The following is a 12,288-nucleotide window of genomic DNA, read 5'->3' as shown; positions in this document are numbered from 1 at the left end:
CGCCGTGGAACAGAACACCCTGCGCCCGCGCCATGCCCTGGCCCTGCTGCTGGCCGCCTCTTTGGCGGCCTGCGGCGGGGGCCAGCCGCAGCCTGCCCCGATCAAGGTCGAGGGCCTGTCCAGCATCGAAGTGCGGGCCGCCGACGCCAGCGAAGGGCGCGGCTGGGATGGCGTAGTGGAGGCCGTGCGCCAGGCCACGCTGTCGGCGCAGACCAGCGGGCGGGTGGCGCAGGTGGAGGCCGATGTCGACGACCGGGTGGCCGCCGGGCAGGTGCTGTTGCGGCTGACCGCGGTCGAACAGCAGGCGGGGGTGGACGCGGCGCGTGCGCAGGTGCGCGCCGCCGAGGCCGCCGCGCGCGAGGCCGAGCTCGACTATCGCCGCCATGCCGACCTGGCGCAGGGCCAGTACGTGTCGCGGGCGCAGCTGGACCGTGCCCGCGCCGCGCGCGACACCGCGGTGGCCGCGCGCGATGCGGCCCGCGCGCAACTGGCCAGCGCCGGCCAGCAGGGCAGCTACACCCTGGTGCGCGCACCGTATGCCGGCATCGTCAGCAGCCGCGACGTCGAGCCCGGCGAGAGCGTGAACCCGGGCCAGCCGCTGATGACGGTGTTCGCGCCCGATGCGCTGCGCGTGGAAGTCAGCGTGCCGCAGTCCGAGGCCGATGCGATCCGTGCCGATGCCGTGGCCCGGCTGCAGCTGGACGACGGGCGCCAGGTCGACGCGGCGCAGGTGACGGTATTCCCGGCCGCCGATGCCGCGACCCATGCGGTGAAGGTGCGGGTGCTGCTGCCGGTGCTGGAGGCAGCGCCGGTGCCCGGCAATACGGTGCGGGTGGTGTTCCCGGCGGTGAAGGGCGGCGCGTATCCGCAGATACCGGTCTCGGCGCTGCTGCGGCGGGGCGAGGTCGATGCCGTCTACGTGCTGGCCGATGGCCGGCCGTCGCTGCGGCAGCTGCGCCTGGGCGAACGTCGCGGCGACCAGGTGGAGGTAATCGCCGGGCTCGCGGCGGGCGAGCGCATCGCTGCCGATCCACTGGCGGCGATGCAGGCGCTGGCCGCCGCCCGCGGGGAGCGTTGACATGGCGCCGCACGATACGCCGCGGCTGGGTGTTTCCGGCCGCCTGGCCCGCATTTTCCAGGACAACCCGCTGACCCCGATCCTGGCGTTGCTGGGGTTGCTGCTGGGCCTGGTCGCGGTGGCGATCACCCCGCGTGAGGAAGAGCCGCAGATCGACGTGACCATGGCCAACGTCATCGTGCCGTTCCCCGGCGCCGACGCGCGCCAGGTGGAGCAGCTGGTGGCCTATCCGCTGGAGCGCCGGCTGGCCGGGATCGAGCAGGTCAAGCACACCTATTCGGTCAGCCGCCCGGGGCTGGCGGTGCTGACCGTGGAGTTCGACGTCGGCGTGCCGCGGCAGGCGGCGCTGGTGCGCCTGTACGACAAGGTGTTCTCGAACATGGACTGGATGCCGCCGGACGTGGGCGTCGGCCAGCCGGTCATCAAGCCCCGCGGCATCGACGACGTACCGGTGATGGCGCTGACGCTGTGGGCCGATGCGCCCGCGCCGACGGCGGCGGACCGCGGTGCCGGCGGGCGTGGCGCGCTGGAACTGTCCCAGGTCGCGCATACCCTGGAAACCGAGCTCAAGCACCTGCCCGGCACCCGTGACGTCTACACCATCGGCGCGCCCGAGCGGGCGATGATGGTGACGCTGGATCCGGCGCGCCTGGCCGCCCATGGCCTGGCGGTGAACGACCTGGCCGCGGCGCTGCAGGCGGCGAACCTGGCGCGCCAGGCGGGCGAACGCATCGGTGGCGACGGCGTGGTGCAGGTCAGCGCCGGGCGCTTCCTGGCCGACCGCGCCGACGTGGCCGGGCTGGTGCTGGGGGTGGACGGCGGGCAGCCGGTGCGGCTGGCCGACGTGGCCACGGTGAGCGATGCCACCGACCTGCCGTCGCGTTATGTCTGGCACGGCGCGCCGCCCGGGCGCGCCGGCCCGCGCACCGGCGTGGCGCCGGCGGTGACCCTGGCCATCACCAAGCAGCCGGGCAGCAACGCGGCCGACATCACCGGCGCGGTGCTGGAGCGGATCGAGGCGCTGCGCGGGCAGGTCATTCCCGAGGGCGTGGAGGTAGCCGTCACCCGCGACTACGGCGCGACCGCCAGCGACAAGGCGCAGACCCTGATCAAGAAGCTGGTGTTCGCGACCGGTTCGGTGGTGCTGCTGGTGCTGTTCGCGCTGGGTCGCCGCGAGGCGCTGGTGATCGGTTCGGCGGTGGTGCTGACCCTGGCGGTGACGCTGTTCGCGTCCTGGGCCATGGGCTTTACCCTCAACCGGGTGTCGCTGTTCGCGCTGATCTTCTCGATCGGCATCCTCGTCGACGATGCCATCGTGGTGGTGGAGAACATCCACCGGCACATGGCCCAAGGCGGAAAGACCCTGCGCGAGGCGATCCCGCCGGCGGTCGACGAAGTGGGCGGGCCGACCATCCTGGCGACCTTCACCGTGATCGCCGCGCTGATGCCGATGGCCTTCGTCAGCGGCCTGATGGGGCCGTACATGCGGCCGATCCCGATCAATGCCTCGGTCGGCATGGTGCTGTCGCTGCTGATCGCGCTGGTGGTCACGCCGTGGCTGTCGCTGAAGCTGCTGCGCCGCCATGCGGGCGCAGCGGTGGCCGGCGCCCACGGCCATGTCGAAGGCGGCATGGCCGCGCGCCTGCACCACGTGTTCGCGCGGGTGATGACGCCGTTCCTGGCCGGTGACGGCGCCGCGCGCCGGCGGCGCTGGCTGTTCCTGGCCATGGCCGTGCTGGTGGCGCTGGCCGCGAGCCTGGCGGTGTTCCGCCTGGTGGTGCTGAAGATGCTGCCGTTCGACAACAAGTCTGAACTGCAGCTGGTGGTGGACATGCCCGAAGGCAGCACCCTGGAGGCCACCAACGCGGTGCTCGCCGAACTGGCCGGCGTGCTCGACCGTACCCCGGAGGTGCTGCACTACCAGGGCTACGCCGGTACCGCCGCGCCGATCAGTTTCAACGGGCTGGTGCGCCAGTACTACCTGCGCGAGGGCGCCAACGCCGGCGACCTGCAGGTCAACCTGGTCGACCGCCACGCGCGCAGCCGCAAGAGCCACGACATCGCCGTGGCGCTGCGCCCGGAGGTGGCGCGGATCGGACGCCGCCATGGCGCCTCGGTGAAGGTGGTGGAAGTGCCGCCGGGACCGCCGGTGCTGTCGCCGATCGTGGCCGAGCTGTACGGCCCGGACCATGCGCGCCTGCGCCAGATCGGGCGCGCGCTGACCCGGCGCTTCCTCGACACCGACGGCATCGTCGACGTCGACAGCAGCGTCGAGGCCGATGCCGCGCGCGAGGTGCTGGTGGTGGACCGCGAGCGCGCGGCGCGGCTGGGCGTGTCGCAGGCGGACATCGTGCAGACCATCGCCGCCGGGCTGGCGGGCAGCGACGCCAGCCATGTCATCGACAGCGGCTCGCTGTACCCGCGCCCGATCCGGCTGCGGCTGCCGGCCAGCGGCCAGGCCACGCTCGACGGCGTGCTGGCGCTGCGGGTACGCGGCGGCAACGGCCAGCTGGTGCCGTTGTCGGAACTGGTGACGGTGCGGCGCGCGCCCTGGGATGGCGCGATCCAGCACAAGGACCTGCTGCCGGTGGTGTACGTGATGGGCGACGAAAGCGGCAGCATCGACAGCCCGCTGTACGGCATGTTCGACCTGGTCGGCCAGGTCGGCGACCACGCCATCGACGGCCAGCGCCTGGCGCAGTTCTTCGTGCGCCAGCCGACCGACGGCGCCGGCTTCGGCATCAAGTGGGACGGCGAATGGCAGATCACCTACGAGACCTTCCGCGACATGGGCATCGCCTATGTCGCCGGCATGGTGCTGATCTACCTGCTGGTGGTGGCGTACTTCCGCAACTACGCGGTGCCGCTGGTGATCATGGCGCCGATCCCGCTGACCGTGATCGGGGTGATGCCGGGCCATGCGCTGCTCGGGGCGCAGTTCACCGCGACCAGCATGATCGGCATGATCGCGCTGGCCGGCATCATCGTGCGCAATTCGATCCTGCTGGTGGATTTCATCAACCACCTGGTCGAACGCGGGCAGACCCTGGAGCAGGCGGTTATCGATGCCTGCGCGGTGCGCGCGCAGCCGATCGCGCTCACCGCGCTGGCGGCGATGGCCGGTGCGTTCTTCATCCTCGACGACCCGATCTTCAACGGCCTGGCGATCGCGCTGATCTTCGGCATCCTGGTGTCGACCGTGCTCACCCTGGTGGTGATCCCGCTGCTGTACTACGCGCTGCTGTCGCGGCGGCGCCAGCGCCAGGCAGCGGCATGACCGGTGGCGCGGCGCGTCCCGGCGCGCCGCGCGTTACAGGTCGCTCTGGCGGCTGGGGTCGCTCAGTTCCAGTTCGCGCAGCACCACGCTGGCCTGGGTGCGGTTGCGCACTCCCAGGCGCTCGAAGATCGCCGACAGGTGCGCCTTGACCGTGCGTTCCTGCACGTCCAGGCGGTCGGCGATCTGCTTGTTGAGCAGGCCCTCGGCGACCAGCGCCAGTACCCGGAACTGCTGCGGCGACAGGCTGGCCAGGCGTGCGGCCAGTTCGCTGTCGTGGCTGGAGGACTGCGCCCGCGCCACCGCCGCGCGCAGCGACGCCGGCAGCCATTGCTCGCAGGCCATGACGCTGCGGATCGCCTCGCGCAGTTCGTTCAGCCCCGAGCTCTTGGGCAGGTAGCCGGCGGCGCCGTGGTCGAGCGCCCGTCGCACCACGCGCGGGTCGTCGTTGGCCGACACCACGATCACCGCCACCCCCGGGTGCTGGGCGCGGATCGCCGCCAGCCCGGCCAGCCCGTGGTTGCCGGGCATGTGCAGGTCGAGCAGGATCAGGTCGGTGTCGGGCGCGGCGTCCAGCGCCGCCAGCACGCCCTCGAGCGATTCGGCCTCGCGCACCTGCAGGTCGGCCACCGCCTCGCCCGCGGCCTGGCGCAGTGCGGCGCGGAACAGCGGGTGGTCGTCGGCGATCAGCAGGCTGGGCATGGGGCAGGAAGGGGCGGGTGATGCCTGCATTGTCGGCCAATGTGTGGCGGTGGCGCACCCCGGCCGGCAGCGGCGCCGTCGGCGCGGCCGCGGTGCCCGGCAGGTTGCGCCGCCATGCGCTTACTGCGCGGTCCAGGCACCGTCCATCGGCAGCGCCGCGCCGGTGAGGTTGTGCGCTTCGCGGCGGCACAGCCACACCACCATCGCGGCGATGTCCTCGGGCAGCGACATGCGCAGGCTGGGCTGCTTCTCCTCGAGCAGGGCGCGCACGCCGTCGTCGCGGCTGCCACCGTGGCGGTGGGCCTGGATCTGCGGCTCGATCAGCGGCGTTTCCACCCAGCCCGGGCACACGCAGTTGACGGTGACCCCGCCGCTATCGCGGCTGCCGGCGGCGGCGTATTCCAGCGCGGCCACCTTGCTCAGGCCGACGATGCCGAATTTGCTGGCCACGTAGGGCGCCTTGTTCTTCGATGCCACCAGCCCGTGCACCGAGGCGATGTTGACCACCCGGCCGTAGCCCCGCGCGGCCATGCCCGGCAGCGCCTGCTGCATGGTGTGGAAGGCGGCACTGAGGTTGATGGCGATGATGTCGTCCCACTTGCCGGCGGGCTGCTCGGCCAGTGGCGCGGCATGCTGGATGCCGGCGCAGTTGACCAGCACGTCGAGCGCGCCCCAGTCCTGCACCGCGGCCATCATCGCCTCGATCTCGGCCGGATTGCGCAGGTCGGCGCCGAAATGGCGCGACTGCCCGCCGGCCGCGGCGACGCCGGCCAGCGCGGCGTCGATCTGTTCGGCCGTGCCCAGGCCGTTGATCGCCACGCGCGCGCCGGCGGCGGACAGTGCCTGGGCGATGGCCAGGCCGATGCCCGACGTGCTGCCGGTGACCAGCGCGGTGCGACCCTGCAGGAAGCGGTCCATGGGAACTCCGTCAAACAGTGGGGGAAGGCTGCAGAACGTAGCAGCCGGAACGTAAGCGCCGCGTGGTACGAAAGTACGATGGGCCGGGCGGGGCGCTCTGCTAGTGTGGGGACATGACTACTTCCCTCCTGCGCGCCGCCTGCGGCCTCATCGTCGGATTCGGCCTGGCGTCGTGCGCCAGCGGCCCTGCGTCCAAGTCCGTGGAGTCTTCCATGTTCAGCAACGAACTGCGCAGCGAGCATCGCGGCAACGACGACCTGTTGACCGCCGGGCTCGGCCTGGCCGGGCTGCGCAGCCTGGCGCCGCCGGCATTCGCCGATGCCGGCGCGCCGACCGTGGAGGAACTGCGCCGGCGCGCGCTGTGGGGCAGTTGGCGCGGCATCGCCGACCTGGCCCCGGGCGGTGGCTATGGCGATCTGTTCGGCGACCTGGCCCCGGTGCCGGGGCGCGAGTACTCGGCCTATGCGCGCCTGCCTGGCGCGCACCAGCCGCACCGCGTGCTGGCGCAGGTGCCGGACAACTTCGACAGCGGCCGGCGCTGCGTGCTGGTGGCGCCGGCGTCGGGTTCGCGCGGCATCTACGGCGCGGTGTCGGTGGCGGCGGCCTGGGGCCTGCCGCGCGGCTGCGCGGTGGTCTACACCGACAAGGGCGCGGGCAGCGACTATTTCGACCTGGATGCGCAGATGGGCGTGCGTGCCAACGGCATGGTCGGCGCGCTCGGCGAGGCCGCCGACCTGGCCTTCGTGCCGGATGCGCCGGTCAATGCGTCCGGCGTGGCGTTCAAGCACGCCCATTCGCGGGACAACCCGGAAGCGGACTGGGGCCGTCACGTGAAGCAGGCGGCCGAGTTCGCGCTGCTGGCGCTGGACCAGGCCTTCCCGCAGGCCGCGCCGTTCACCTTCGCCAACACCCGCGTGATCGCGGTGGGCATCTCCAACGGCGGCGGCGCGGTGCTGCGCGCGGCGGAGATGGAGGGCGACTGGCTGGACGCGGTGGTTGCCGGCGAACCGAGCGTGCTGTCCAGTGGCCCCGGTGCACGCGCGCTGTACGACTACGCTACCGAGGCGGCGCTGCTGATGCCGTGCGCGCAACTGAACATGACCGACCTGCCGCAGCCGCCGCTGACCGCCGCGCTGCAGGCCGCTGCCACGGTGCGCTGCGCCACGCTGGCGGCTGAAGGCGTCATCGCCGGCGCCACGCCGGCGGCGCAGGCCCGGTCGGCTTACGAACTGATGCTGGGCAAGGGCTGGACCGACGCTGCGTTGCGTGCCGGCGCGTTGTCCACCGGCTTCGACCTGTGGCGCGCGGTCGCCGCCGGCTATGCCTCGGCCTATGGCCGCTATGGCGTGGGTGAGCATCCGTGCGGCTTCAGCTTCGCCGCGCAGAACCCGGATTTTTCGCCGCGTGCGGCCACCGCCGCCGAACGCGCGGCGTGGATCGCCGATGGCAGCGGCATCCCGCCGGGGGCCGGGGTCGGCCTGCTCGACAGCAAGGTGCGGCTGCCGGACCTGACCTATCCCGGGTTGAAGTGCCTGCGCGCCCTGTGGGACGGGCAGGGCGAGGATGCCCGCCGGGTGCAGGCCGGGATCGAGGCCACCCGCGCCGGGCTGCCGCGCAGCGGCCTGCCGGTGATGGTGGTGCACGGCACCGACGACGGCCTGATCCCGCCGGCGTTCAGCAGCGCGCCATATGTGGCCGCGGCCAAGGCCGCCGGGCGCGAGGTGAACTACTGGCAGGTACGCCATGTGCAGCACTTCGACGGCTTCCTCGGGCTGCCCGACTACGGCGCGCGCTACCTGCCGCTGCTGCCCTACGTGCATGCCGCGCTTGACCGCGTGCAGGCGCGTCTGGACAAGGGCACGCCACTGCCGGCCGACGCGGTGATCCAGACCACGCCGCGCATGGGCAAGCCGCTGTCCGCGGAGAACCTGGCGCTGCCGAAGTAGGCGACGCGCACGCAGGCGTGGGCATCGCCGCGTCGGTCCTGCGCGGCACGCAGCATGCGGATCGCCGCCGCTGTCGTGGCGGCGCCATCGTCGCGGCGTGGCATCATGCGCCGATGGATATCCTGACGACGCCTTCCCGGGTGATTCCGGCCGCCGATTACCAGCGCGAGCGGTGGCGCAACGGCTTGGGCTGGACCCGCGAGATCCTGCGCCTGCCGGCGCAGGAGCCGTGGCAGCTGCGCCTGTCCATCGCCGAGATCGAACACGACGCAGCGTTTTCCGCGTTTCCCGGCATCGAACGCGAACTGGTGCTGCTCGAAGGCGAGGGTCTGCGCCTGCGCTTCGCCGATGGCCGCTGCCAAACCCTGCTGCCGCCATACCAGCGGCTGCGGTTCGCCGGCGAGGACGCGCTGGATGGCGAACTGGTCGATGGCCCAACCCGCGATTTCAACCTGATGTGGCGTCGCGCCGACCTGCGTGCCGAGCTGCTGCACCGGCCGCTGGTCGGCAGCATGCTGTTCTTCTGCGAGCCGCAGGTGGCGTGGGCGATCCACCTGCTGGCCGGGCAGGCGGCGTTCGAGGACCCGATGCTGCCGCCGCTGGAGGCCGGCGACAGCGCCTGGCTGGGGGCCGGCGCGCGCCGGCGGCATGCGCTGCACGGTGCCGGCGAGCTGCTGGCGATCCGGGTCTCGCCGGCCGCGCACGTCGCCTGAGGCGGGCGCGGCGCGTGGACAGCCGCGTGCGCGGCGGCCGATGATGGCGCCTGGCCGCAGCGCCGGGAGCGACGATGGACAAGACCCATGGCAAGGACGTCGATGCCTTCATCGATGCGCTCGATCACCCGCGGCTGGCAGTGATCCGCGCGCTGCGTGCGTTGCTCCTGGCGGTGGATCCGGCGATCCGCGACGAGGTCAAGTGGAATGCCCCCAGCTTCCGCAGCCGCGGGCACTTCGCGACGATGCAGCTGCGCCGGCCCGACGTGGTGCGCCTGATCCTGCACCTGGGAACGCAGAAGCGCAGCCTGCCGGTGGGCGCCATCGCCGATCCGGACGGCCTGCTCACCTGGCTGGCCCCGGACCGCGCCCTGCTCGAATTCCGCGATGCCGCCGAACTGGAAGCAAGGCAGGCCGCAGTGGTGGCGCTGATCAGGCAGTGGATGGCGCTGCTGCCGTAGAGGCGGGGCTTGCCCCGCATGCGGCATTACCGGGAAAGCCATGTGCCGGACACGCCCGGCACTACGGTCCTGTGTTGATGCGGATCGTGGAGGCGGGGCTTGCCCCGCATGCGGCATTACCGGAAAAGCCACGTGCCGGACACGCCCGGCACCACGGTCCTGTGTTGATGCGGATCGTAGAGGCGGGGCTTGCCCCGCATGCGGCATTACCGGAAAAGCCATCTGCCGGACACGCCCGGCACCACGGTCCTGTGTTGATGCGGATCGTAGAGGCGGGGCTTGCCCCGCATGCGGCATTACCGGAAAAGCCATGTGCCGGACAAACCCGGCACTACGGTCCTGTGTTGATGCGGATCGTAGATGCGGGGCTTGCCCCGCATGCGGCATTACCGGAAAAGCCACGTGCCGGACAAGCCCGGCACCACGGTCCTGTATTGATGCGGATCGTAGAGGCGGGGCTTGCCCCGTATGCGGCATTACCGGGAAAGCCATGTGCCGGACAAACCCGGCACCACGGTCCTGTGTTGATGCGGATCGTAGAGGCGGGGCTTGCCCCGCATGCGGCATTACCCCTCACGTCCCGGCAGGCGGCCCCGCCGTTCCCCGCTTCATGCGGGTCCGTCAGTAAACATCGCGGCGGTAGCGCCGCTCCCGGACCAGTTGTTCCTTGCATTCGCGCCCCAGCACCTGTGCGATCACCGCGTCCACCGCCGGCGCCATGCCCTGCAGGCTGCCGCAGACCAGCACGGTGGCGCCGTGGTCGACCCAGCGCCGCAATCGCCCGGCCTGCGCGGCCAGCAGGTCCTGCACGTAGCGATGGGGCCCGCCATCACGGCTGAACACGGTATCCAGGTGTTCGATGCCGCCATCGCGACGCCACTGCTCCAGCTCGTCGCCGAAGTGGAAATCGTGGGCGCGGTGGCGTTCGCCGAACAGCAGCCAGTTGCGCCGTGCGCCGGCGTCGATGCGTGCGCGCAGGTGCGCGCGCAGGCCGGCGATGCCGGTGCCGTTGCCGATCAGCACCAGCGGCGCGTCGCCGGCCGGCGGGTGGAAGTTGGGGTTGGCGCGCAGGCGCAGGTCGATGCGCGCGCCGATGGCGGCGTGGTCGCACAGCCAGCCGCTGGCCAGGCCCGGGGTGCCGTCCGGATGCGACTGCCGCCGCAGCAGCAGCCGCAGGTGGTTCTCCGAGGGCAGCGAGGCGATGGAGTATTCCCGGTGCGGCAATGGCTGCAGCGCCGCCGCGATCGCCTCGGGCGCGCTGCCATCGATCGCCTCGGGCAGCCTGGCCGCGGCCAGCAGTTCACGCAGGGCGCGGCCATCGGCCAGCGTTGTCGCCGGATCGAGCGCGTGCGCGCGCATCCACTGTTCGACCGTGGCCGGCGCGTGCCGTGGGCCGATTTCGGCGATATCGCCGGCCTGCCAGGCGGGCAGCGCGGCGTCGGCCGGTTGCAGGCACAGCTGGAACACCGGGCCGCCGACGCTGCCTGGATTGGTCCGCGTCCGTGCGCGCAGCACCCACGGCTGGTAATCGGGCGGGCTCCAGTCGGCCTGCACGCGGCCGTCGCCGAACTGGCCGAGCAACTGCTGCCAGTGGCGCAGCGCGGCCGGATCGGCATTGTCCACGTCCACGGTATCGAACAACGGCTGCGCGCCTTGTCCGCGCAGCCAGTCGTCGAGCCGGTGGCCGAACGCGCAGTAGTCCGCGTAGCTGCGGTCGCCCAGTGCCAGCACCGCGTACTGCAGCGCCGGCAGCGCCGGCGCCTGGCGCATCACCTGGTCGAGGAAGGCCAGGGCGTGGTCGGGCGGATCGCCCTCGCCGGTGGTGCTGGCGATGAACAGTGCCTTGCGGGTACCGGCCAGCAGCGTCGCATCGACCTGGTCGAGCGCGCGCAGGCGTACCCGGCAACCGCCATCGCGCAGGCTCTGCGCGGTATGCCCGGCCAGCTGCCGGGCGAAGCCGGTCTGGCTGGCCCAGGCCACCAGCAGCGGCGGTTCGCCGCTGTCGCCGGGCTCGTCCGGGCGCGGGCGCGCGCGCCACCACAGCGCCAGGCACCCTGCCACGTAGCCGAGCACCGCGGCGAGCGCGATCCAGCGCCGCGCCGGCAGCGGCGTGGGCTGCCAGCCGTCCTGGCCCAGGTGCAGGCGCAGCAGCAGTCCGGCGATGGCCAGCAGCGCGGCGATGACCACGGCATTGCCGGCGATGGTGCGCATCGAGCCCGGATGGTTCATGCGTTGCCCGCGTCCAGCTGCTGCCGGAAGCCGCGCGACAACGTTTCCAGCGGGCCATCGGCGCCGCGCTGCAGGAAGCGCGCGGCCAGGCCATGGGCATCGGCGAACGCGCATCCCTGGTCGGCCCCCATCACCGTCAACGCGGTGGCCCAGGCGTCGGCCAGCATCGCCTCGCGGTGGACCACGGTGACCGCCGCGGCGGCACCGGTCACCGGCGCCTGCCGGCGCGGGTCCAGGGTGTGGCTGTAGCTCACCCCGTCGTGTTCATAGCGGTGCCAGCGGTCGCCGGAGGTGGCCACGGCCAGGTCGTCCAGTGCCAGCACGCGTGGCGGCTGCCCGCTGCCGGCATCCTCGTCGGGTGCCGATTCGACCAGGACGCGCCACGGCTGGCCGTCCGGCTTGCGGCCGCGGCCATGCAGTTCGCCGCCGACCTCGACCAGCGCCGCTTCGATGCCCTGGGCGCGCAGCCAGCGGCTGACCAGGTCCACGCTGTAGCCCTTGGCGATGGCCGACAGGTCCAGCTGCAGGCCGCCCGGTTGCAGCACGGCCTGCGCCTGCGCGTCCAGTCGCAGCCGCTGCCAGCCGCATTGCGCGGCGACACGGGCGATCTGCGCCGCGTCGGGTGGGCGCTGGCCGCGTGCATCGGCGCCGAACCCCCACAGCGCGACCAGCGGGCCCACGGTAGGGTCGAAGGCGCCGTCGCTGCGTTCGGCGACGCTGCGCGCGGCCTGCAGCACCTGCCAGAAATCGTCGGGCAGCGGCTGCCAGTGGCCGCGGTCCGCGCGGTTGAAACGGCTGATATCCGAATCGTGCGCCCAGGTGCTCATCTGCGCGACCACGCGGTCGAGCTGCGCCTGGATGCCGGCATGCAGCGCATGCAGGTCGCGGTCGCGCGGCGCCACCAGCTTGACGCTCCAGGTGGTGCCCATGGTGTGGCCGCCGAGTGCGGCGATGTCGGATGACATGG

The 12,288-nt window shown here is 72.4% G+C and carries 9 protein-coding genes; 5 read left to right on the top strand and 4 right to left on the bottom strand.

The features are described from left to right. Positions 1-4 precede the first annotated feature (4 nt). On the top strand, positions 5-1,078 hold the full coding sequence (locus MKP15_RS06815; protein WP_240212201.1) for an efflux RND transporter periplasmic adaptor subunit: 1,074 nt from the start codon (positions 5-7) through the stop codon (positions 1,076-1,078). Between the two features lies 1 nt (position 1,079). Further along, complete coding sequence (locus tag MKP15_RS06810; RefSeq protein ID WP_240212200.1) at positions 1,080-4,355, top strand: efflux RND transporter permease subunit; 3,276 nt, start codon at positions 1,080-1,082, stop codon at positions 4,353-4,355. A gap of 33 nt (positions 4,356-4,388) precedes the next feature. Here MKP15_RS06810 and MKP15_RS06805 read toward each other — a convergent pair whose 3' ends face one another. Together MKP15_RS06805 and MKP15_RS06800 are read right to left on the bottom strand one after the other, a co-directional pair. Then, positions 4,389-5,054, bottom strand: coding sequence for a response regulator transcription factor (locus tag MKP15_RS06805; protein WP_054667194.1), 666 nt, complete (start codon positions 5,052-5,054; stop codon positions 4,389-4,391). A 120-nt stretch (positions 5,055-5,174) separates the two neighbouring features. Further along, positions 5,175-5,972: a 3-hydroxybutyrate dehydrogenase gene (locus MKP15_RS06800; protein WP_104939378.1), complete on the bottom strand. Its 798-nt coding sequence runs from the start codon at positions 5,970-5,972 to the stop codon at positions 5,175-5,177. Between the two features lie 113 nt (positions 5,973-6,085). Here MKP15_RS06800 and MKP15_RS06795 point away from each other — a divergent pair, with 113 nt between their 5' ends. The 3 genes from MKP15_RS06795 to MKP15_RS06785 all read left to right on the top strand — a co-directional run bounded on the left by MKP15_RS06795 (position 6,086) and on the right by MKP15_RS06785 (position 9,092). Next, the gene (locus tag MKP15_RS06795; RefSeq protein WP_240212199.1) at positions 6,086-7,918 is read left to right on the top strand and encodes a D-(-)-3-hydroxybutyrate oligomer hydrolase; all 1,833 of its coding nucleotides are present in this window, start codon (positions 6,086-6,088) and stop codon (positions 7,916-7,918) included. Between the two features lie 113 nt (positions 7,919-8,031). After that, positions 8,032-8,631 (top strand): HutD family protein, encoded by a 600-nt coding sequence (locus tag MKP15_RS06790; RefSeq protein WP_240212198.1) that lies wholly within the window; start codon positions 8,032-8,034, stop codon positions 8,629-8,631. 74 nt (positions 8,632-8,705) lie between these two features. Then, positions 8,706-9,092, top strand: coding sequence for a DUF1801 domain-containing protein (locus tag MKP15_RS06785; RefSeq protein WP_104939376.1), 387 nt, complete (start codon positions 8,706-8,708; stop codon positions 9,090-9,092). Between the two features lie 621 nt (positions 9,093-9,713). On the opposite strand, the gene MKP15_RS06780 is transcribed toward MKP15_RS06785, so the two are convergent. Beyond that, on the bottom strand, positions 9,714-11,321 hold the full coding sequence (locus tag MKP15_RS06780; protein WP_240212197.1) for a sulfite reductase flavoprotein subunit alpha: 1,608 nt from the start codon (positions 11,319-11,321) through the stop codon (positions 9,714-9,716). Then, on the bottom strand, positions 11,318-12,286 hold the full coding sequence (locus tag MKP15_RS06775; protein ID WP_240212196.1) for an FAD:protein FMN transferase: 969 nt from the start codon (positions 12,284-12,286) through the stop codon (positions 11,318-11,320). Before MKP15_RS06775 ends, MKP15_RS06780 begins: the two co-directional genes overlap by 4 nt. Positions 12,287-12,288: the final 2 nt, after the last annotated feature.

Source organism: Stenotrophomonas sp. Y6 (assembly GCF_022436665.1).
Taxonomy (GTDB): domain Bacteria; phylum Pseudomonadota; class Gammaproteobacteria; order Xanthomonadales; family Xanthomonadaceae; genus Stenotrophomonas; species Stenotrophomonas acidaminiphila_A.
The sequence above is the reverse complement of the archived record's forward strand: the minus strand, read 5'-3'. Positions and strand labels throughout refer to the sequence as shown.